Below are 22397 nucleotides of genomic sequence, written 5' to 3'. Positions count from 1 at the left end.
GATGAACAGTAAGATTGCAATAATTGGGGTGGCTTGTCGGTTTCCCGGGGGCGCAAACAATCTTGGCGACTTCTGGCAACTCCTGCGCGACGAACGCGACGCAGTAACCGAAATCCCCGCCGACCGCTTCGGCACCGATTTCTACCAGCACCCGTCCAAACGCGAACCGGGCAAGAGCTACACGTTCGCGGCCGGCGTGCTCGACAACGTCGCCGGCTTCGACGCCGCGTTTTTCGGCCTTTCCCCGCGTGAAGCGGTGCAGATGGATCCACAGCAGCGCCTGCTGCTCGAACTCGCATGGGAAGCGTTCGAGGATGCCGGCGTACGCCCGGCCGACATGCGCGGCAGCAACTGCGGCGTCTTCGTCGGCGCGGCCAGCATGGATTACGGCAACCGCAGCATGGACGATCTGAACGCGATCGATCCGTATTCGGCGACCGGCAATACGCTGAGCATCGCGTCGAACCGCGTGTCCTACCTGTTCGACCTGCACGGCCCGAGCATGACGGTCGACACGGCCTGCTCGTCGTCGCTCGTTGCCCTCCATCAAGCCGTCAAGGCGCTGCAGTCCGGCGAAGCCGACGTGGCGCTCGCGGGCGGCGTCAACCTGCTGCTGCACCCGTTCGGCTTCGTCAGCTTCTCCAAGGCGTCGATGCTGTCGCCGCGCGGCCGCTGCCGTGCGTTCGACGCGACCGGCGACGGCTACGTGCGCTCGGAAGGCGGCGCGTTCGTGCTGCTCAAGCCGCTCGATCGCGCGCTGGCCGACGGCGACACGATCCACGCGGTGATCGCAGGCTCCGGCGTGAACTCGGTTGGCCACTCGCCGGGCGGGATCAGCGTGCCGGGCGCGGCCGCGCAGGCGTCGCTGCTGCGCAGCGTGTACGCGCGCGCCGGCATCGATCCGCAGTCGCTCGCCTATCTCGAGGCGCACGGCACCGGTACGGCGGTCGGCGATCCGATCGAAGCACGCGCGCTGATCGACGTGGTGTCGGGCGAGCGCCCGGCGGACCGTCCGTTGCTGATCGGCTCGGTGAAGACCAACATCGGCTACCTCGAAACGGCGTCCGGCATGGCCGGCCTGCTGAAGGCCGTGCTGTGTCTGAAGCATCGCGCGGTGCCGCGCTCGCTGCACTTCGTCACGCCCAATCCCGGGATCGATTTCGACGGCGGGCGCCTGCGCGTCGTCGATCGCTACATGCCGCTCGACACGGGCGGCGCGCCGCTCACGATCGGCGTCAATTCGTTCGGTTTCGGCGGAACGAACGCACACGTCGTGCTGACCGAGGCGCCGGCCGCGAACGACGTGTCGACGGCCGCACCCGAGCCGGCTCGAGCGCAACCGTCCCCGCTCGTGCTGACCGCGCGCAGCGCGAATGCGCTCGCGGCGCTCGCGGGCCGCTATCTGTCGATGCTCGACAACGGCGGCGACTGGCAGGCGCTTGCCGCCACGGCCGCCCGTCGCCGCCAGTGGCTCGAACACCGCGCGATCGTCGCGCCGGCCGACGCGGCTGAAGGCCGTGCGGCGCTTGCCGCACTGGCCCAGCCGGCGCCGGAGGGCCTGCCGGCCTGCGTGGCGACCGGCCAGGCGCCCGCGGATGCGGTGCGCGCCGCGCTCGTGTTCTCGGGCAACGGTTGCCAGTGGGTCGGGATGGGCAACGAACTCTATGCGGAAAACGCGATCTTCCGTGCGGCGCTCGACGAAGTCGACGCGCTGTGGTGCGAGGACGGCAGCCCGTCGCTCGTCGACGTGATGCGCGGCGGCCCGAGCGCGGAATGGCTGGCCGGCGCGGGCGCCGAGTGGCTCGCCGCGACGGAGAACGCGCAGCCGCTGCTGTTCGCGATCCAGGTCGGCATGATCCGCGTGATCGACGCGCGCGGGATGCGCTACGACGCGGCGATCGGCCACAGCGTCGGCGAAATCGCCGCGGCGTGGGTGACGGGTGCGCTGTCGCTCGCCGACGCGGTGCGCGTGATCAAGGTCCGCAGCCGCGCGCAGGCGATGACGCGCGGCAGCGGCCGGATGGCGGCCGTCGGCATCGGCGAGACCGCGGCGCGCGAGTTGATCGCACGCCACGGGCTCGCGCGCCGGGTCGATGTGGCCGGCATCAACAGCCCCGACGCGGTGACGCTCGCGGGCGAGTTGCAGGGCTTGCAGGCGCTGGAGGCCGCGCTGCGCGGCAGCGGCAAGTTCTTCCAGATGCTCGATCTCGACTATGCGTTCCACAGCAGCCACATGGACCGCATCGAGCCGGTCGTGCTGGCCGAGCTGGCGAGCTTGCGGCCGCAGCCGGGCAACGGCACGTTCGTGTCGACCGTGACCGGCGGCGCGCTCGCCGGTAACGAACTCGATGCGCGCTACTGGTGGCGCAATATCCGCGAGCCGGTGCGCTTCGGCGACGGCATCGCGCACCTGATCGGGCAGGGCGTCCGGCTGTTCGTCGAAGTCTCGCCGCATTCGATCCTGCGCACGTACGTGAAGCAGGCGTTGACGGCCGCCGGCGTGACCGGCGCGGTGCTGCCGACGCTCAAGCGCGATCACGGCAGCGCGGCGACGCTGCGGCAAGCGATTCTCGCGGCGATCGCGCATGGCGCGAGCGTCGATCCCGACCGCTTTGCGCCGGGCGCATCGCGGGCGGCGTTGCCGTCGTACCCGTGGCAGCGCGACCGTTTCTGGCTGACGCCGACCGTCGAAGGCTACGGTCTCGTCAATCGGCGCCGCGAGCATCCGCTGCTCGGCTATCGGCTGCACGAACACGCGTTCGGCTGGGAAAACCAGCTCGATCCGGCGAAGCTGCCGATGCTGGCCGATCACGTCGTCGACGGCGGCGTGGCGTTCCCGGGGGCCGGCTACGTGGAAATGGCGCTCGCCGCGGCGCGCACCTTCTTCGATACGCCCGATGCGGCGCTCGAAAACGTCGAGATCCGCACGCCGGTCGTGTTCCAGCCGCAGCAGGCGAAGCTGTTCCGGCTCGTGATCGAGCCGCGCACCGCGACGTTTACGATCGAGACGCGCGACCGGATGTCCGACGGCGCATGGACGCTGAACGTGACGGGGCGGATGCTCGAAAGCGGCAACGCGCTCGGCGCCGCGAGCATCGTGCCGGCCGCTATGCTCGAGCGTCTGCTCGCGCTGCCGGCGGCCGACGGCGACACGCTGTATGCGAACACGGCAGCCATCGGCCTCAACTACGGGCCGGCGTTCCGCTGGGTCCGCACCGTGCGGGTCGCCGCGGCCGAGGACGCCGCGCTGGCCGACGTCGCCGCGCCGGCCGCGTGCGGCGATGCGCGGGCGCTGTCCGCCTATCTGCTGCATCCGGCGCTGATGGACAGCGGGTTTCATCCGCTGTTCGCGCTGCTGGCGGCGCAGGCGCGCGACGGCGAGCACCCGGCCTACGTGCCGGTGCAGATCGGCCGGGTCGACTACCTGCGCGGCGACACGATCGAGCGCGTGCTCGCGCGGGTCGATCGGCGCAGCCCGCATTCGATCGTCGCGCATTTCGAATTCCTCGACGCGCAGGGCGCGATCGTCGCGCGGCTCGGCGGCTGCCGGTTCCGGCGCGTGGATCTCGTCGGCCGTCGGCAGAACCTGCCTTCGCGTTTCGTCTATCGCCTCGAAGAGATGCCGTTGCCGGACGACGTCGACGCGGCCGCGTTGCCGGCGCCCGACGCGTTGCTGGCGCGAGCGGTCACGCGTGTCGATGCCGCCGGGCTCGACGGCCGCCGGACGCAGCATCTGACCGAAATCCTGCCGCTGCTCGACGTGCTGGCAAGCCTGTACGTGCTCCGCGCGTTCGATACGCTCGGCGTGTTCGCGGGCACGTGGCAGCCGGCGCCGGAGCGGGCGGCGCTGGCCGCACGCCTGGCCGACATACTGGTCGAGGACGGTCTTGCCGCTCGTGACGGCGCGCGTCTGGTACGCGACGACGCGGCGTGCGCGGCGCTGCCGCCGCTCGACGAGCTGTGGCGCGGGCTGCTGGCCGAGTCGCCGGGTCACGTGGCCGAGCTGATGCTGCTCGCCCATTGCGGCGCGGTGTTGCCCGACGTGCTGAGTGGTGCGAAGGATGATGCACGCTGGCTGTCGCCGACCGGGCACAGCCTGGTCGAGCAACTGCTTGCCGCATCGCCGACCTGGCAGCACGTGCATGCGCTGCTGGCGGCCGGCGTCGAGCAGGCGGTCGACGCGTGGCAACCGGCGCGCCGGCTGCGGGTGCTCGAACTGGGCGCGACGGACGGCGATGTACTGCAAACGCTCGGCATGCGTCTCGCCGCCGCGCGCTGCGATCACACGATCGCCGCGACGGCCGGTCAACTGGCCGGGTTCGATACGGATGCGCAAGCCGCGGTGCGCACGGTCGCGTTGCAGCCGAGCGAACGGCTGTCGCTGTCCGCAGACGATGCCGGGCCTTACGACCTGATCGTCGCGAACCGCGCGCTGAGCGGTCGTCACGATCTGGCCGATGCGCTGAACGCGATGCGGTCGTGGCTGGCGCCGGGCGGATTGCTGCTGCTGGCGGAGTCGCGTCGCGGCCGTTTCGCCGACATCGTGTTCGCCTCGCAGGCGGCGTCGACGCAAGCCGATGCGCCCGCGCCGCTGGCGCCGGCGGAGCTCGAAGCCGCGCTCGCACGCGCGGGCTACGTCGACGTCGTGCGGCATGTCGAGCAGGGGCTCGATCTGGACGGCACGCCGACGTTCGTCATCGCGCGCAACCCGGCGAGCGCCGCGGCCGCGCACCGCGGCAGCGACGCGAACGACCTCGATACGCTCGCCCGCAGCGAACAATGGCTCGTGATGCACGCCCCGGACGCGGCCGGCGGTTTCGGCGGGCGGCTCGCCGATGCGCTCGCGCACGCGGGCTACCCGGCCGATATCGTCGACGTCACGCATGCGGCCGATGCGATCGCGTCGTTGCCGGCGGGCCAGCCCACGCATGTCGTGTTCTGCGCGCCGGAAACGCCGCTCGCCGACACGACGACGGGAGACGGCCTGATGGCCGCGCTGCGTCACGGCGTGATCGCCCTGGCGGCGCTCGTGCGCGCGCTCGGCGCGCAGCCGAACGCGGCCACGCGGTTGACCGTCGTCACGCGCGGCGGCACGCCGTTCGCCGGGGCCGCGCATGCGCATCCGGAACAGGCGACGCTGTGGGGCCTCGGCCGTGTGCTGGCGAACGAGCATCCCGAACTCGCGTGCCGCCTGATCGACGTCGATCGCGACGCGGACGGGATCCCCGATGCGCTGATCCGCGAGCTGACCGGCGCGGCGGTCGAGGAAGAAGTCGTGCTGAGCGCGCACGGGCGACTGGTGCCGCGCATGCTGACGGCTGCGCAGGCGGCGGCTCGCGACGATGGCGCGATCGCACGCGCGTCGGTGCTCGCGTTCGACGCACCGGGCTCGTTGCGCAATCTCGAATGGTTCGCGTTGCCGGAAAGCGCGCTCGGCGACGACGAGGTGGAGATCGAGCCGGTCGCCACCGGCCTGAATTTCCGCGACGTGATGTATGCGATGGGGCTGCTGTCCGACGAAGCGGTCGAGACCGGCTTCGCAGGCGCGACGATCGGCATGGAGTTGTCCGGCCGCGTCGTCCGGGTGGGCCGCGCGGTGACGGAATTCGCGCTGGGCGATGCGGTGCTCGGCTTCGCGCCGGCGTCGTTCGCGACGCGCGTGAGGACGCGCGCGCAAGCGATCGCGCTGAAGCCCGAACGTCTGTCGTTCGAGGAAGCGGCGACCGTGCCGACCACGTTCTTCACCGCGTACTACGCGCTCGTCGAACTCGCGCGGCTGCGCCGCGGCGAGCGCGTGCTCGTGCACGGCGGCGCAGGCGGCGTCGGGATCGCCGCGATCCAGCTCGCGCGCCACTTCGGCGCGGAAGTGTTCGCGACGGCCGGCAGCGACGAGAAACGCGAGTTCGTGCGCCTGCTCGGCGCCGATCACGTGCTCGATTCGCGCAGCCTGGCGTTCGCGGACGAGATTCGCGCGATGACGGGCGGCGAGGGCGTCGACATCGTGCTGAATTCGCTCGCCGGCGAGGCGATGGTGCGCAGCATCGATACGCTGCGTCCGTTCGGCCGTTTCCTTGAACTCGGCAAGCGCGATTTCTACGAAAACAGCCATATCGGGCTGCGGCCGTTCCGCAACAACATCAGCTATTTCGGCATCGACGCCGACCAGTTGATGGGCGCGTTGCCGGCGCTCACCGCACGGCTGTTCGGCGAAGTGATGGCGCTGTTCGCGACAGGCGTGCTGCATCCGCTGCCGTATCGCGCGTTCCCGGCCGAGCGGGCCGAGGATGCGTTCCGCTACATGCAGCAGGCGCGCCAGATCGGCAAGGTGCTCGTGACCTATCCGTGCGGCACGCCCGCGCCGACGCGTGGCGTCGCACCTGCGGAGTCGCTCGCGCTCGATCCGGATGGCGTCTACCTGGTGGTCGGCGGCACGGGCGGCCTCGGCTTCGCGAGCGCGCGCTGGATGGTCGGGCACGGTGCACGCCGGCTGACGCTCGCGAGCCGCTCCGGCGAACTCGCCGCCGCGGCGCGCGACGAGGTCGCGCGCTGGCGCGACACGCTCGGCGTCACCGTCGACGTCGTGTCGTGCGATGTGACCGACGCCGCGGCGGTCGACGCGATGATCGCCGCGATCGCCCGGCGCGCCCATCCGCTGAAGGGCGTGCTGCATTCCGCGATGTCGATCGACGACGGCCTCGTGCGCAATCTCGACGATGCGCGGATGGCCGCGGTGCTCGCGCCGAAGGTGGCCGGCGCATGGAACCTGCATCGCGCGACGCGCGGGCTGCCGCTCGACCTGTTCGTCGTCTATTCGTCGGCGACGACCTATCTTGGCAATCCGGGGCAATCGAACTACGTCGCGGCCAACACCTTCCTCGAGGCGCTGGTCGAACATCGCCGCGCGGCAGGGTTGCCCGGTACGTTCATGGCCTGGGGCCCGCTCGAGGACGTCGGCTTCCTCGCGCGCCACGCCGATACGCGCGAAGCGTTGCAGTCGCGGATCGGCGGGGCATCGATCACGTCCGACGAGGCGATGGCCGCGCTCGAACGCGTGCTGGTCGCGGGCGCGGCCGGCGAAGCGGTGGTGCGGCTCGACTGGCACGCGGTGGCGCGCGGGATGCCGGCCGCGAAGGCGCGCCGGTATGCGCTGCTGCAATCGCAGGCGAAGGGCGGCGATGCGCGCGACGGCGGCACGCAACTGCGTGAAGAAGTGCTCGCCTTGCCACGCGACGAAGCGATCGCGCTGGTGGCGCGGACGCTGCAGGCGCAGATCGCGCGGATCCTGCACATGACGCCCGATCGCATCGCGCTCGACAAGTCGGTGCTCGACATGGGCATGGATTCGCTGATGGGGATGGAGCTCGGCCTGGCGGTCGAGGAAGCGTTCGAGGTGAAGCTGTCGGTGATGGCGATCGCGGAAGGGGCGTCGGTGACGACGCTGGCCGCGCGCATCGTCGATTCGATCGGCGCGTCGGCCGATGCCGGCTGCGATGCCGCGCCGGCGACCGATGGCGCGCAGGAGGCCGTCGCGGCACTGGCCGCGAAGCATGCGATCGACGGCGAAGCGCGCGCGATGCTCGATACGCAGCCGGCGCCTGTCGCCGAGCAGCCGTCGCCATCGCTCGAGGTGGCCCGATGAGCGCACCGGCCGGCTGGGCGACGCGCCAGGGCACGCTCGCGCGCCCGCTGACGATCGACGGACATGGCTTGCACACGGGGCGCCGGGTGGGCGTGCGGATTCTGCCCGCGTGTCCGGAAGACGGCGTGACGGGCATCGTGTTCCGCCGGGTCGAGCAGGGGCGCACGCTCGCGACGCTACCGGTCGATCCCGCGCTGCGCCGCGCGCAGCCGCTCTGCACGATGCTGCGCAATGCCGACGGCGTCGGCGTGCGCACGGTCGAGCATCTGCTCGCATCGCTCCTCGCGTGCGAGATCGATCATGCGATCGTCGAGCTCGATGCGGAAGAGGTACCGATTCTCGACGGCAGCGCGACGCCGTGGGTGGACGCGATTCGCGCGTGCGGCCGCGTCGCGCTCGATGCGCCGAAGCGCTTCATCCGCGTGCTGCGGCCGCTCGTCGTCACGGACGGCGACGGCGACCAGCGGCGCGAGATGCGGATCGAGCCGGCGCCGCGTTATGAGCTGAGCGTGCGCAACGACCTGCGCGGCTTCGGCGACATGCACTGGGACGGCGCGCTGACGCCGGCCGCATTCGCGACCGACATCGCGCCGTCGCGCTCGTACGGGCGCGTGAAGTGGGCCGTGCCGGCGATCGTCGCCGGCTATCTGCGCGGCGTGCCGATCCTGCGCGGCGCCCGGCCGTCGTGCACCGCGTCGATCGTCGGCAATCGCGTGCTGGGCGGGATGCGGCTGCCGGAGGAATTCGTCCGGCACCGCGTGCTCGACCTGGTCGGCGATCTTGCCCTGGCCGGCGCGCCGCTGCTCGCGCGCGTGAGCGCGCTGCGGCCGAGCCACGAGATGAATTTCCGGCTGGTCGATGCGTTGCTGGCTGCGCCGGATGCGTGGCAGTGGGCCGAGTTTTCTGACGCGTGACACCACGCTTTTCAAAAATACGCGGCGTAACATAGCGCCTTTTCGAGATACAGCGAAGGAAGCAATGGCACTGGGAGAGCATCTTCGCCAGCAACTGGCGGCGAAAGCGCTGAAACGGCAACTGGAGCGCGCGACCGACGCCGCGGCGGCGCCCGGTGTGCCCGGCACGCCGGCTGCGCAGGCCGCGTCGGCGCGCAGCCGCTTCGAATCGATGCCGCAGTATCAGCAAGTCCGGATCATGCGCGAGATGGGCGAAAAGCTGCAGGTCGACTCGCCGTTTTTCCGCGTGCACGACGGCGTCGCCGGTGCGACCACGCAGATCGGCGGCCGCGAATACCTGAACTTCGCCAACTACAACTACCTCGGCCTGGCCGGCGATCCGGCCGTGTCCGCGCGCGCGAAGGCCGCGATCGACCGCTACGGCACGTCGGCCTCGGCCAGCCGGATGGTCGCGGGCGAGCGCCCGGTGCAGCGCGCGCTCGAGCGCGCGCTGGCCGCGTTCTACGAGACCGACGACTGTGTCGCGTTCGTGAGCGGCCATGCGACCAACGTGACCGTGATCGGCGCGCTGTTCGGCCCCGGCGATCTGGTGGTCCACGATGCGCTCGCGCACAACAGCATCGTGCAGGGCGCGCAGTTGAGCGGCGCGAAGCGGCTGAGCTTCGCGCACAACGACTGGCAGGCGCTCGACGAGCTGCTGTCGCGCGTGCGCCGCGAATACCGGCACGTGCTGATCGCGATCGAAGGGCTGTACAGCATGGACGGCGATTTCCCCGACCTGCAGCGCTTCGTCGACGTGAAGACGCGCCACGGGGCGTTCCTGCTCGTTGACGAGGCGCACTCGCTCGGCGTGCTCGGCGCGACTGGCCGGGGCATCCGCGAGCATTGCGGCGTCGCGCCCGATCAGGTCGACATGTGGATGGGCACGATGAGCAAGACGCTGGCCGGCTGCGGCGGGTTCATCGCCGGCTGCCAGCCGCTCGTCGACATGCTGCGCCATCTGGCGCCGGGTTTCCTGTACAGCGTCGGGCTCGCGCCGACGCTCGCCGAAGCGTCGCTGGCCGCGCTCGAACGCCTGCAGGCCGAGCCGGAGCGCGTCGCGCGACTGCAGGCGCGCGGGCGGCAGTTCCTGACCGAGGCGCGTGCCGCCGGGCTGAATACGGGCACGAGCGCAGGCTACGCGGTCGTGCCGGTGATCACGGGCAGTTCGCTGAAGGCGGCCCAGTGGGCGAATGCGATGTTCGACGAAGGGATCAACGTGCAGCCGATTTTCTATCCGGCCGTCGAGGAGAAGGCTGCGCGCCTGCGCTTCTTCATCTGCTCGACGCATGAGCCGGAGCAGATCAGCCGGGCGGTGGCTGTCCTCGGTCGGCTTATGAACCAGTTGGGGCGCTCGTGAGCCAATGCACGGTCGACAAGCGGAACAATCCTGGTCCGAGACATCTTAAGACGAGCCTGAGATTTCGTCGGGCTACGGAGGGTGACGCTTACGCTTGCGCACCACTTATTTTCGCGTCGGGAACGCGGGAGTTTGGATTTTTTCTCGGCGCGACCCCCGATCAATGTATTGCATTTTTGAAGTACGCGTTCGCCTCTAGATTCGGACGCTTTTCATGGCGACGCCACCGGGTCGCGGTAACGTTGGACGGTACGGTATGTGCGGTAATGGCTTCGCACGACGGCCGAGTGACCGGTTTTGATGATTTTCACGTGGTCTGGATGCTGCTTGCCTTCTTCGGTCCGTCGCGCACGATCAGGGCATTGTTGCGAGGTTTGGTGCTTGAAAGTGAACTGCCGTCGCCGAAACGGAGGCAGACCCTGATCGCACATTGCGCCACCGACGAGTGCATGCGAGGGATGGGGGTGTTCAGTTTACTTTTCGAGCATGCACTGAGGAGTGGAGTATTTGCTGCTACAGAAGACCGGGACGTGGTATTGGACGTACTGGTCAGTAACACAGGGGCGCGAACCCTCTATGAAAGGCTGGGATTTGTCGAGATGTCCCGCTCGTATGCTCGATCGCAGCGGTTGCCGGTCGAACTTGCATCAGTACGGATGCGGCTTGTTCGGAAGGATGGAGATGACAGAAGCCGCGTAGCAGGTTGAAGTGGCTATTTAAACCTTGTCATTCATCTGGATAATTTGGATTTGATTCGAATGATTTCGCGCCCGCTGTCCAAGTAGGAATTGATTTCCTTACATCAGTCATTCGATTTGTAATAAAATTGCTTTTTCGTGACACGTATGGTCGAACGGGCGGTCTAGCCAATGCTCAGTATAACGAGCTCCATAGGAGGAGATCTTGCCGCTTGGTCGTTCGGATCAAATAAATAATTGAGTAAGGGGCATCGAAGTATGAGCAGGCGGTCGCAGATTTTCTCCGGTCGAATCATTTTTGATCATTTGCCGAAGACCGCCGGGCAGGCTGTCAATGCATGGCTAAGCAAGGAGTTGGGAGGGGGCAGTGTTACGCCTAATTTGATCGGACGACATCGAGATCTGATTCGCAGATATGGCGGTGAATATTCAGTTATTTCTGCACATATCGAATTTGAAGGGAACGGTCTTGATCCGCGATATCGTTACGCCACGTGCTTGAGAGAGCCGATCGACCGAGCTCTTTCATGGCTGTTTTTCGTGGTGAAAAACCATGAAGTGGGGCAACTGCCGGGACTTTGGGAGCAGGTTGAACACTTCATCGCATGCGAGGGAGACGACCAGGGCGGGCGTGTCTTCGGTGTTGCAGGTGCTCCGCTCGATTGGGATCTGTGCCTCGCCAACATTGCCAATCCGTATGTCGAGCATTTCTGCCGGGTCTCGGGAGCAGTGTCACGCACCGACGATGAAAAGATTCGTGCAGCACTGAATGGCATTGAGCAATACGATGTTTGGGGGCTCTTCGAAGACATGCCTGCATTTCTGTCGGCGTTCGCCGCATTAATTGAGGTGCCTCCTCCTGCGCGCTTGGAAAAAGTGAATGTCACGCTCACGAGACCCAATGTTGAGCGGATTTCGGAGGAGTTTCGGACGCACTTGAAAAATTTGAATGAACTTGATCTGGAGTTCTATCGAATATTGCAGGAGCGTTGGAAGTTAGAATGTCGCAGTTATAAGTCGGTGCTGGTGGCCGAGCGGTCGGGATGGAAGCCGTACGAGCGTGTCGGTAATCTTGTGTTTGCTTCCTCGGAAATTTCGCTGCTGTTTGCTGAAATTGAGGGGGGCGATACGTACTTGCAAGGACAGATCGTTCGCTTCAATCTCGCATTCTCGATGAATGTTGATATCTCGGAACTGGATATCCGTATTGATATTTGTGACGAAGATGGTCGCGTGGCGTTCAGTACGAGCAACGCGCTCCTAAATCGACGCCTGATAGATGTATCGAGTGGTACCTACTGCACGCGATATTACGTGGCGGCGAATCTCCCGGAGGGCCAATACACTGCAGGATTCTCGTTTGCGACGTGCCGGACGAGGCGGACGATCGAGCTCGCTCGATACGAGGCGCTGGTGTCGTTTAGTGTGAGTGTGCCGCGACTGATGCCGAGCAATGGTTATGTATGTATTCCTACCGATTTCGATTGCCTGCGCACAAGCGATGTCACCCCTGGGTTAGTGATCGATGCCGCCGGACGCTTGATTAGCAACGGGGTGCTTGGTGAGTTGAATGTCGGCGAAAGTTTCGAACTGGAGCTGTCGTTATGTAACGAATCTGATCAAACGTGGACCAGTACGCAGATCAATCCGATATTTCTTTCGTATCACTGGTTCGACGATATGGGGCGGAACGTCGTGTTCGACGGTGGGCGTACCGCATTGCCGGAGCGAAGTGTGGCGGCAGGCACTACGTCTACCGTCAAGATGCGCATTGTTGCACCGAGCGAGAACGGGCGCTATCGACTGGTACTGGTTCCAACCCAAGATGGAAATTGTTGGTTCAACGAACGAGGTTTCGAGCCATTGACGCTAGAGCTTGATGTGATGGAGTGGAATGCCAAGCGTGTATATCGGGGGGCAGATATTAGATTGTCGTCTCATGTCGGCCGACGCGAGAATGGCGCAATCGCAAGCACAGGACGCGAAGGGTTTCTGATCTATGGGCCATACGCGGCATTGTCGCCTGGGCGTTATTATGTGCGTCTCGAAGGCTGGCTCCGATCACCGGAAAGTGGCGAGATATGGCTGGATGTCTGCTCCGATCGAGGGATGCAGGTGTTAGCGCGACAAGACTTAATCTCGACGACGGGGGCGGGAGCGATTTCTGACTGCACATTTGATCTTGTTGAGGCGGTCAGTGATCTCGAGATTCGGGTGTGGGTCGCCGCACAAGCGGAAATGCGTATTGATACGCTTCGGATTGAACCTCTGTAGAATTTGAGCCCCTTTGGTCGTCGAATCGGGCAACTCTAACTGCCGCGAGTCGGCGGCCAGCAGCGATGAAATGCGCTGGCGCACCTGCGACCGGGGTTGGGACTTATGCGGACACAGTCCCAGTAGGTGCTTGAACGAGGTACGGTGCAACAACGAGCGTGCTTGCCCTTCGCTCGAGTAGTGTACTGCGACGATTCATTGCCCTCAGCCGTGCAGATCAGGCGCTGGCAGCGCGGCACTAGCTCAAGCTACGTCCGTTTGTGCGACGCGGAACCTCAGTTCGAGCCGAAGGATGAGCGTCAGCGTGGCACAGGCATGTTCAGCGTGCTTTTCGCGACACGCTGGAGACTGTGGAATAAATAGCGCGTCGAAAAAGACAGGGTTGTCGAGGCGCAGACGAGCCGGTGATTGTGCGAATATCAGCCGTTCAATGGCAATTTCTGCATGATCGCGTGAACGCATTCCAGCGGGCTTGCTTCGCCGGTGCGCACGTGCACGTCGGGCAATACCGGCTTTTCGTAGGTCGACTCGATGCCGGTAAACTGCCGAATGGTTCCTTGTCTTGCCAGCGCATACAGCCCTTTGGGATCGCGCGCTTCCGCCACATCCAGCGCAACGTCGACAAAGACTTCGAAGAACATGCCCTGCGGAAAACGTGCGCGTGCCTTGGCGCGTGCCTCCCGAAACGGCGAGATCAGCGCGACGATGACGACGAGCCCGGCCTCCACCATCAGGCGCGCGACCTCGGCCGTCCGGCGAATATTCTCGTGGCGGTCTGCGTCGCTGAAACCCAAGTCCTGATTCAATCCTTCGCGAAGCTGGTCGCCGTCCAGCAGAAAAGTCCGCAGGCCGCGCGCATCGAGTTGTTCCTTCAGTAGATTCGAGAGCGTCGATTTGCCGGCACCGGAGACACCGGTGAGCCATACCACGAAGGCATGGTCCTGCTTCATGCTGGAAAGCACGGGTTGATTACCCGTCAGCATGACAGGAAGAAGGTTTTGGAGATCTTGAGTCATCTCGGAGTCGATGTGCCGGTAACTGCGTCGCTACTTTATTGTGATGCGGATTCATCCGTCGGCGAATTGTAACGTGCCTTATCGAAATTTGTAACTTGAATATTTTAATCGGGAATAAGCGTTCGCCTTCGCGCGGCACGACGTTGTGCAAGCACGACCTGCCCGGTAATGATTGCCGATTCGTCGTAATAATTCGAAATGAACACGTGTCGCCGCCACGGTAATGGACGCGTAGAATCTTGGCCCCGTTTCATCGCCCCGCCAAGGTTTCGGTATGTCCCCATCAGCCCAGGCGTCATGAGGGAAACCGCGGGCGAACAACTTGCACCGGAATCGTTAGAAGAATGGCGGCGGTTGCCCGTCGACGTGTTGCAGGAGTTCTCGACACATATCTTGTCGAACGCGAATCGTTTATCGCCCCGGTTTCTGGCGAGCATAAAATCGCAAGAGTATTAATTTTTGATTCAGTGAAAGCCGTAGGCGAGTGCGCGCGGCGGCTGCTTTCGTCATGCAATTCCGTCGCTCATTATCGAACAGGGAATTATCAGACGCGTGTTGGTCGATTATATTTGTCGAGCGATGATCGGTATCCCTTCCGATTGCTTCGACAGTACCGGGCGCCGGCCCCTCAAAACCGGAGCGCCGCCGCAATTGTCTGATCGCGCTGAAGTATTCGTCACCTGAACGCCTGCGATTTCTTCAGGAGTGCAGCATGTCATTTGTGCCGCGGCCCGAACGGCCGCTGCTGCACATCGGCACCCTGCGCGACGATCGCCATCCCCTCGGGCACTTCCTCCCACGCACCGCGCAGGTCCACGAGCGGCTCCGACACGACCATGAACGCATCGTCGCCGGCTTCGGCGATACGCGGGTTATGCGGATACAACTCGTGCAGATGCTTGAACGACGTGCTGTGGAACAGCGAGCGCGATTGCCGTTCGCTCGAGTAGCGCACCGCGACGATCCGTTCGCCGTCGGTCGCGCAGATCGTCATGTTGAGCGGGTTGGCGACGCGATGCCGCGCGGCGGTTTCCTCGACTACACCGACCATTCGTTCGAGCGCGGGCAGCGGCGCCTGCTCGAGGCCGTACGTGAGCGCGAGGCGGAACATCAGTTCGGAATCGGTCGAGCCTTCGAGTGTCGGGAACAGCGCGGGATCGACCTTCATCGTCAGGTCGCGGCGCAGCTTGTGAAAATCGCGGATCAGCCCGTTGTGCGCGAACAGCCAGCGGCCGTGGCGGAACGGGTGGCAGTTGGTTTCCTGCACGGGCGTGTCGGTCGCCGCGCGGATGTGCGCGATGAACATCCGCGAGCGGATCGCACGCGCGGCTTCGCGCAGGTTGCGGTCGTTCCACGCGGGATGCACGGAGCGATAGCGGAACGGGAGTTCGTCGGGATGACCGTACCAGCCGATGCCGAAGCCGTCGCCGTTGGTGGTCGTCGCGCCCAGCTCCGAATGCAGGCTCTGGTCGATCAGCGAATGCTTCGCGCGGAACAGCACGGTTTCCAGGTGGATCGGATTACCCGTATAGGCGAGCCAGCGGCACATGGAGCGCTCCTTCACGATGTATCGTTCGCGCATGGTAGCCGACTCTGCGGCGTCGCCGCGTCCGGGGGAGTCGCCCACCGTCGTCATACGTGGCGGCCGCATACGCGCGCTGCGCGACGCTCGACTCCGTGGCCAAGCGCCGCGCAGCGCAGCAGTTCAGTGCGGTGCGGTGCGGCACGAAGAGGTGCCGCACCGCGCCGGCTCAGTCGCCGAGCGCGTCCATCACACGCGCCGAATAAACGAGCGCCGCGCCCGCATTCAGCGCAATCGCGACGCCGAGGGCTTCCGCCACTTCCTCCTTGGTCGCGCCATGCTTGGCCGCTTCGGCGGTATGCACGGCGATACAGCCGTCGCAGCGCGTCGTGACGGCCACCGCGAGCGCAATCAATTCGCGCGTCTTCGCGTCGAGATGGCCGGTCTTGGCGCCCGCGCCGGACAGCGCCTTGTAGCCGGCCAGCGTGTCGGGCGACAGCTTGGCGATGTCGCCGATACGGGTCGAGAGTTCCTTCCGGTATTCGTTCCAGTTCAGCATGATGCGTCCTTGTCGAGAAGAGTGAGGAGGGCGGCGGGTGCCGCGATCTCGGGCGATGCAGGGCTATTCTGATCGCTCACGCTGAGGGTTTCGATACGTTACAGTGTCAATTTTTAGCGCAATCGTCTCATGGACGCATTGAGTCAACTGCTGTCGCTGGGTCGCAGCCATGTCGAGCTCGACGTGCGCTGCCTGCTCGACGGCCCGTTTGCGATGCCGCACGATCCGCTGCCGCCCGGCGAGGCGGCGTTCCATTTGGTTCTGGCCGGCACCTGCCGGCTGCGGGCCGCCGACGGGCGCACGCTGCAACTCGCCGACGGCGATTTCGTGTTGCTGCCCGCCGGCGGCGCGCACGACCTGCTCGACGCAGGGGGCGGCCGCTCGAAGCCGCTCGCGCCGCTGCGCGATTCGGGCGCCGGCGACGGTGCGGTACTGCCGGTCAAGTCGAATCGCGATCCGGCCGGACCGGGCAGCGCGAGCGTGGATCTGCTCTGCGGGCGGTTCGTCTATGCGCGCGGCGCGGGCGAATTGCTGATGCGCACGCTGCCGCAGGTGCTGCACGTCGGGCTGCGTGACGCATCGGGGGCCGCGCCGCTGCAACTGTTGACGAGTGTGCTGCGTACCGAGGCATCGAACGTGCAGCCGGGCGCCGGCGCGATCGTGAATGCGCTCGGTCAGGCGCTGCTCGCGTATGCGTTGCGCGCGTACGGCCGCGGCGCGCGCGTGCCGTCCGGCTGGCTTGCGCTTGCGGCCGATGCGCGGCTCGGCCCGTCGGTCCAGGCCGTGCTGCGGGCGCCGGCGCAACCGTGGACGGTCGAATCGCTCGGTGCGGCCGCGGCGATGTCGCGCGCGACCTACGCGCGGCATTTCCGCGAGAAGGCGGGGATGAGCGTCGGCGCGTTCGTCGCGCAGATCCGGATGATGCATGCGTGCGCGCTGCTGCAGGACACACAGCGCGGGCAGGCGGAAATCGGGCAGGCGGTGGGCTACCAGTCCGAGGCTGCGTTCGGCAAGGCGTTTCGCGCGGTGCTCGGCACGACGCCGGGGCGCTGGCGGCGCGCGCGGCGCGAAACGTGAGCATGCAAGCACGCCCGTCGTGATGCGCGCCAAAGCTGCTACCATGCGCAAAACGCAGTTCAACCAAAACGATGTCGAACAACAAGAAAGAGAGGGCAAAGCAATGAACCAGACCACCACCATCCAGCAACCGTCGTTCGCGTTCGTGGCCGCATCGTGGGCCGCGCTGCTCGCCGGTTTCGCGGCATTCCTGATCGGGCTCTGGAACGCCGGCATGCAACTCAACGAGAAGGGCTACTTCTTCACCGTGCTGGTGTTCGGCCTTTATGCGGCGATCTCGCTGCAAAAGAGCGTGCGCGACCGCGCGGAAGGCATTCCCGTCACCGGCATCTATTACGGCCTCAGCTGGATCGCGCTGCTGCTGTCGATCGCGCTGCTGATCGTCGGCCTGTTCAACGCGACGCTGCAGTTGAGCGAGAAGGGTTTTTACGCGATGTCGTTCGTGCTCGCGCTGTTCGGCTCGGTGGCCGTGCAGAAGAACACGCGTGACTTGCAGAACGCGAAGCCGCGTTATATCGACGTCGATTCCGCGCCTTCCATTCAGGAGTGATGGCGTGCGGGGCGGGCGGACGTCAGGGGCGCCCGTTGCGCGAGGATGTCCGTGATGCCCGCGTCGGCCTGCGTGCCGCACGGTCGTCGTCCTTTCGTTTCGTCCATGCCGCCGCACATGACGATGAAGATATTCGGGATACAGAACTTCACTGAAAGTGCAGCGCGGACACGCACAACGGCGAGCTGCTCGTGGAAGTTGGGCGACGAAGGGATCGTTCGGCTGCGCGCACCGGGCCCGCTTCGATCGATGCGGGCGCTGGTGTCAGGGGAAGGACGTCCGATACGGCAAAGCGACAGACGCAAAAAAGCCTCCGCGAGGGAGGCTTGTTTGCACTATCGAAGATAGTTGGTAGGGTGGGAGGGACTCGAACCCTCGACTCTCTGATTAAAAGTCAGATACTCTAACCAACTGAGTTACCACCCCACGTTCTTGAAACCGGTGGGTTCGTTGCTTCAACAACTTGGGCGACGACCTAAAGAGCAAAAGATTATAGCGACGGGTTGAGAGACTGTCAACAACCCGTCACGATAATTATTTGATCGTCTCGAGCTTGCCCTGCGCCGTCTGCGCCGCGTTCGACCCGGCGTACTGCGACACGACCTGCTCGAACGTCTTCTTCGCGGCCGCTTTCTGGCCTTGTTCGAGCTGGTTCGTGCCGATCGCCACGAGGGCGTCGGCCGCGCGCGGGTGTTGCGGGAACTTGCTGACGATCCCTTGCCACGTCGCAGTGGAGCCGCGGTAGTCGCGCAGCGCGTATTGCGCGTTGCCGTACCAGTACTGCGCGGTCGGCTGATAGGGGCTCTGCGGATACTTCGCGATGAACGCGCGGAACGAAGCCGCCGCCGCCTTGAAGTTGCCGTTGCGGAACTGCTGCTGCGCCGCGCTGAGCGCATCCGTTTCACCCGGCTGCACGGTGCCTTCGACACCATCGATCGTCGCCTGCTGCGGCTCGAACTTCTTGAGCCGCGTGTCGAGATCCTGGTAGTACTCCTTCTGCTGCCGCTCGAGCGTCGTCAGCCGGTTCGTCAGATCCTCGTTCTCGCCGCGCAGCGTCGCGACCTGCTGGTTCAGCTGGTCGATACGGCCGGATTGATCGAGGATCGTACGCTGGGCGGCCGACAACTGGCTCGACAGGTTGTCGCTCTTGCTGCGCAGATCGAGCACGGCACGGCGCGCTTCATTGTCGTCGAACATGCCGGCGTGCGCCGGCGCGGCCGACCATGCCGCGCCCGCGACGCAGAATGCTGCGGCAACGCGCAGCCAGGTTAAACGGTGCGTCATACGGCGATTCTTCCGTTACTTACTGTTGGTAGACGAGGTCGGCGCGACGGTTCTGCGCCCACGATGCTTCGTCGTGACCCGTTGCCTGCGGCTTTTCCTTGCCGAGGCTCACGGCTTCCATTTGCGAATCGTTCACGCCGAGCAGCGCCATCGCGCGGCGCACGGCTTCCGCACGCTTCTGGCCCAGCGCGAGGTTGTACTCGCTCGTGCCGCGTTCGTCGGTGTTGCCCTGGATCAGCACGTGGCGCTGCGGGTGGCTCTTCAGGTACTGCGCGTGCTGCTGCATCAGCGGCTGGTACTCGTCCTTCACCGAATAGCTGTCGAAGTCGAAGTAGATGCTGCGCTTCGCGAGCGGGCTGTTCGGGTCGTTCAGCGGATCGACGTTCACCTGCGCGACGTTGTCGGCGCTCGGCTGCGTGCTGACGGCGCCCGCGTTGTTTGCCTTGTCGTCGAGCTTCACACCCGACTTGCACGCTGCGAGCGCGCTGATCATCATCACGGCCAGGGCCAGACGAGCTTTATTCGACATCATGGTTACTCTCCTTGTGGTCATTGCATGAAGGGCCCCCACGACGGCTCGCGAACGGAGCCGCCCTGGACGGACAGGATCTGCGGCGGCGCGCTGCCGTCGGAGGGCACTGCAGCCAGAACGTTACGACCGCCCGACTGGGTGGCGTACAGAATGTACTGGCCGTTTGCCGCGAAGCTCGGCGATTCGTCGCGATTGGTATTCGTGATGGCGTTCGCCGCGCCTGTCTGCAGATCCTGAACGTACAGCTTGAAGCCCCCACCCGTGCGGGAGATGTAAGCGAGCAGCTTGCCGTCCGGGCTCACGCGCGGGCTGGTGTTGTAGCTGCCGGTGAAGGTCACGCGCTGCGCGGCACCGGCGCTTTCGCCCTGGGCGGGCATCCGGTAGATCTGCGGCGCACCGCCCCGATCGCTCGTGAAGTAGATCCAGCGGCCGTCCGGCGAGTAGAACGGCTCGGTGTCGATCGAGCTGCTCTGCGTGAGACGGCGCAGCCCGCCGCCGTTCGCGTTGACCGTATAGATTTGCGTATTGCCCGTCAGCGACAGCGCGACGGCGAGCGTGTTGCTGTCCGGCGACCACGCCGGCGCGCTGTTGTTGCCCTTCTGGTCGGAGACCATGTAGCGGCGGCCGGTCGGCAGGTCATGGATGTAGACGATCGGCTTCTTGCGCTCGAACGACACGTACGCGACCTTCGTGCCGCTCGGCGACCACGCCGGCGAGATGATCGGTTCGGTGCTCGACAGTGCGATGCGCGCGTTCTGGCCGTCCGAATCGGAAATCTGCAACTGGTAACGGTTGCCGGTCTTGATCACGTACGACAGGCGCGTGGCGAACACGCCGCGCACGCCCAGCAGCTTCTGGTAGATGTAGTCGGCGATCTTGTGGCCGGCCGTGCGCAGCGTGGTATCGGTGGCCGTCAGCGACAGGCCGCCGAGGCTTTGCTGCTTCACGGTGTCGTACAGGATGAAGTTGACCTTGTACTGGCCGTTCGCGTCGCGATTCACGCTGCCGGCGACGAACGCATTCGCGCCCTTGGCCTTCCATGCGCCGAGATCGACCGACGCGGTCTCGGGCACGGGCGTGCTGCCGGCGTCGATGTTGGTGAATTTGCCGCTGCGGGCGAGGTCGGCGCGCACGATCGACGTGACCTGCTGCGGCAGGTTCGCCTCGTTCGTGAAGTTCGCGGTGGCAATGGGGAACTGGGTCGACCCGACCCCGGTGATCAGCACGTTGACCTGGGCGTTGGCGGCGCTGCCCGCCGTGATCAGACACGAGGCCACGAGTGCCCTGAAACCTAGCTTTGTCATCAAACTCATGCTTCTTGCTTCCCGTATGGCTTGGATCGCTGCGCAACGGCAGAGACAGTAAAAATACCCGATTCGTTCCCGTCCGACAGCGACGCCCGGAGTGTAAGCGTATTTCGTTTCACTCCGCGGCCTTGAAGGTAATCGTAATGTCGGACGGGGTACGACCGTTAGAATCGGGCGGCAACGGGACCGATGCGTGGATCGCATTCACCACGGCTTGATCCCACCCCGAATTCCCGCTCGAGCGGGAGACCGATGCGCTCAAGACGTCACCGGACGGCGTGCACCGAATCTTGACGACGGTGGTCAGGCCTGCCCGCTCGCCGCCCCAAACGATGTTCGGCTTGACGCGGCGGCGCACTTTGTCGGCATAGCCGGGCGTGGCGGCATTGCCGCCGGAGCCCGTGCCCGTGCCGCTTTTCGCGAGGCCTTCGCCGCCGCCTTCGCCGGCGCCGGACAGGCCCTGCAACTGCGCGAGGCGCGCGCTGCGCTCGCGGTCGAGCTTCGCGTTCGCCGCCGCCGTGGCCTTCGCGCGCGCCGCGGCTTCGGCCTTCGCCTTGGCCTGGGCTTCCGCCTTGGCCTTCGCGGCCGCATCGGCTTTGGCCTTCGCCGCCTGCTGCGCTTCGAGCTGCGCCTGCTTTTGCTGCTGGAGTTTCTGCTGTTCGAGCTTCTGTTGCTCGGCGAGCTGCTGTTGCCGGAGTTTCTCGGCCTGCTTCTGCTTGTCGCGTTCCGCGGCTTTCTGGGCGGCGAGCGCGGCGGCCTGTTGCGCGGCGAGCTGCGCGCGCCGGGCCTCCTCTTCCTGCTGGGCCTTCAGTTGCTGCGCGCGGCGCTGCTGCTCGAGCAGCGCTTCGCGCGCGGCGGCTTCCTGCTGACGCTTCTTCTGCTGCAGCGCGATGTCGGCCTGCTCGTCGCGCACCGGCGGAGCAGGCGGCGCGACCTTCGCGGGCGGTGCGGGCGTGACGACGGGCCGCGGCGCGGGGACGTCGGGCACTTCGGTCCACAGCTCGGCCTCGGCGCCGGCCGGCGTGCTGTTTTGCCACTGCACGCCGTGATAGAGGAACAGCGCGAGCAGCACGTGCATCAGCGCGGCGAGCGCGAACGCGCGCCACGTCCCGCGCTCGCGGGGAGGCTGGAGCGGGTAGGCGGATCTGCGCGTGGATTGCTGCCGGTTCATTGCGATTTGACGAGGAGGCCGACGCGCTTGACGCCGCGCGCCTTCAGATCGGACATCACGGTCATGACGGCATCGTACTGCACGGTCTTGTCGGCTGCGATCACGACCGGCTGGTCGGGGTGATCGGCCTGGCGGGCCGAGATGAAGCTGTCGAGCTCGGCCTTCGTCATCGTGTCTTCCTGGGTCGCGCCCGAGTCGCCCTTGTACTTGACGCTCATCGTGCGGTCGGCCTTGATGTTGACGACGACGGGCGGCGTCTGCTCCTGCGGCGCGGCATTGCCGACGGTCGGCAGGTTGATGATCGACGGGGCGACGAGCGGTGCGGTGACCATGAAGATCACGAGGAGCACCAGCATCACGTCGATGTACGGCACGACGTTGATGTCGGCCATCGCGCGGCGCGAGCGGCCGCCGCGCATGCTGGATCGGATGGGACTGCCTGCCATGACGCGCTC

General features: G+C 65.8%; 15 protein-coding genes, 1 tRNA gene and 1 pseudogene. 7 read left to right on the top strand and 10 right to left on the bottom strand.

The window, feature by feature from the left end; translation table 11 throughout:
• Nucleotide 1 precedes the first annotated feature (1 nt).
• The 5 genes from HWX62_RS27295 to HWX62_RS27275 all read left to right on the top strand — a co-directional run bounded on the left by HWX62_RS27295 (nucleotide 2) and on the right by HWX62_RS27275 (nucleotide 12924).
• The gene (locus HWX62_RS27295; protein ID WP_175985274.1) at nucleotides 2–7639 is read left to right on the top strand and encodes a type I polyketide synthase; all 7638 of its coding nucleotides are present in this window, start codon (nucleotides 2–4) and stop codon (nucleotides 7637–7639) included.
• Entirely contained in the window at nucleotides 7636–8553 is a 918-nt protein-coding gene (locus HWX62_RS27290) for a UDP-3-O-acyl N-acetylglycosamine deacetylase (RefSeq protein WP_175933169.1), read from the top strand. The genes HWX62_RS27295 and HWX62_RS27290 overlap by 4 nt, the downstream gene beginning before the upstream one ends.
• 64 nt (nucleotides 8554–8617) lie before the next feature.
• Nucleotides 8618–9952 carry an aminotransferase class I/II-fold pyridoxal phosphate-dependent enzyme gene (locus tag HWX62_RS27285; protein ID WP_175933170.1) on the top strand — a complete coding sequence of 445 codons (1335 nt, stop codon included), beginning with the start codon at nucleotides 8618–8620 and terminating at the stop codon, nucleotides 9950–9952.
• Nucleotides 9953–10008: 56 nt separating this feature from the next.
• Nucleotides 10009–10659, top strand: a complete 651-nt coding sequence (locus HWX62_RS27280) for a GNAT family N-acetyltransferase (protein WP_244136106.1) — start codon at nucleotides 10009–10011, stop codon at nucleotides 10657–10659.
• Nucleotides 10660–10908: 249 nt separating this feature from the next.
• Nucleotides 10909–12924: a hypothetical protein gene (locus HWX62_RS27275; RefSeq protein WP_175933172.1), complete on the top strand. Its 2016-nt coding sequence runs from the start codon at nucleotides 10909–10911 to the stop codon at nucleotides 12922–12924.
• 105 nt (nucleotides 12925–13029) lie between these two features.
• On the opposite strand, the pseudogene HWX62_RS33340 reads toward HWX62_RS27275, so the two are convergent.
• The 4 genes and pseudogenes from HWX62_RS33340 to HWX62_RS27260 form a co-directional block, all read right to left on the bottom strand.
• Nucleotides 13030–13128, bottom strand: a pseudogene (locus tag HWX62_RS33340) (class II glutamine amidotransferase); the annotation flags it as partial.
• A 215-nt stretch (nucleotides 13129–13343) separates the two neighbouring features.
• Complete coding sequence (cysC, locus tag HWX62_RS27270) at nucleotides 13344–13907, bottom strand: adenylyl-sulfate kinase (protein WP_175933192.1); 564 nt, start codon at nucleotides 13905–13907, stop codon at nucleotides 13344–13346.
• 748 nt (nucleotides 13908–14655) lie between these two features.
• Nucleotides 14656–15489, bottom strand: coding sequence for a class II glutamine amidotransferase (locus HWX62_RS27265; protein WP_175933193.1), 834 nt, complete (start codon nucleotides 15487–15489; stop codon nucleotides 14656–14658).
• 202 nt (nucleotides 15490–15691) lie between these two features.
• Nucleotides 15692–16021, bottom strand: a complete 330-nt coding sequence (locus HWX62_RS27260; protein ID WP_006484989.1) for a carboxymuconolactone decarboxylase family protein — start codon at nucleotides 16019–16021, stop codon at nucleotides 15692–15694.
• Between the two features lie 129 nt (nucleotides 16022–16150).
• Between HWX62_RS27260 and HWX62_RS27255 the strand changes: the two genes are divergently transcribed.
• Both HWX62_RS27255 and yiaA read left to right on the top strand, forming a co-directional pair.
• Nucleotides 16151–17098 (top strand): AraC family transcriptional regulator, encoded by a 948-nt coding sequence (locus HWX62_RS27255; RefSeq protein ID WP_175933173.1) that lies wholly within the window; start codon nucleotides 16151–16153, stop codon nucleotides 17096–17098.
• A 103-nt stretch (nucleotides 17099–17201) separates the two neighbouring features.
• Nucleotides 17202–17648: an inner membrane protein YiaA gene (yiaA, locus tag HWX62_RS27250; protein WP_175933174.1), complete on the top strand. Its 447-nt coding sequence runs from the start codon at nucleotides 17202–17204 to the stop codon at nucleotides 17646–17648.
• A 349-nt stretch (nucleotides 17649–17997) separates the two neighbouring features.
• On the opposite strand, the gene HWX62_RS27245 is transcribed toward yiaA, so the two are convergent.
• The 6 genes from HWX62_RS27245 to tolR all read right to left on the bottom strand — a co-directional run bounded on the left by HWX62_RS27245 (nucleotide 17998) and on the right by tolR (nucleotide 22388).
• Nucleotides 17998–18074: transfer RNA gene (locus HWX62_RS27245), tRNA-Lys, on the bottom strand.
• A gap of 108 nt (nucleotides 18075–18182) precedes the next feature.
• The gene (gene ybgF / locus HWX62_RS27240) at nucleotides 18183–18932 is read right to left on the bottom strand and encodes a tol-pal system protein YbgF (protein ID WP_011544679.1); all 750 of its coding nucleotides are present in this window, start codon (nucleotides 18930–18932) and stop codon (nucleotides 18183–18185) included.
• Nucleotides 18933–18951: 19 nt separating this feature from the next.
• A complete protein-coding gene (gene pal, locus HWX62_RS27235; RefSeq protein WP_006484980.1) occupies nucleotides 18952–19464 on the bottom strand; it encodes a peptidoglycan-associated lipoprotein Pal in 513 nt (170 codons plus the stop codon).
• 17 nt (nucleotides 19465–19481) lie between these two features.
• Nucleotides 19482–20777, bottom strand: a complete 1296-nt coding sequence (tolB, locus tag HWX62_RS27230; protein WP_175933176.1) for a Tol-Pal system beta propeller repeat protein TolB — start codon at nucleotides 20775–20777, stop codon at nucleotides 19482–19484.
• 109 nt (nucleotides 20778–20886) lie between these two features.
• Nucleotides 20887–21942, bottom strand: a complete 1056-nt coding sequence (gene tolA, locus HWX62_RS27225; protein WP_175933177.1) for a cell envelope integrity protein TolA — start codon at nucleotides 21940–21942, stop codon at nucleotides 20887–20889.
• The gene (gene tolR / locus HWX62_RS27220; RefSeq protein ID WP_006484943.1) at nucleotides 21939–22388 is read right to left on the bottom strand and encodes a protein TolR; all 450 of its coding nucleotides are present in this window, start codon (nucleotides 22386–22388) and stop codon (nucleotides 21939–21941) included. Before tolR ends, tolA begins: the two co-directional genes overlap by 4 nt.
• Nucleotides 22389–22397 lie beyond the last annotated feature (9 nt).

This window comes from Burkholderia sp. BCC0506 (assembly GCF_902833145.1).
Taxonomy (GTDB): Bacteria; Pseudomonadota; Gammaproteobacteria; order Burkholderiales; family Burkholderiaceae; genus Burkholderia.
Note: the sequence above shows the minus strand (reverse complement) of the source record. Positions and strands in the feature narration are given on the sequence as shown.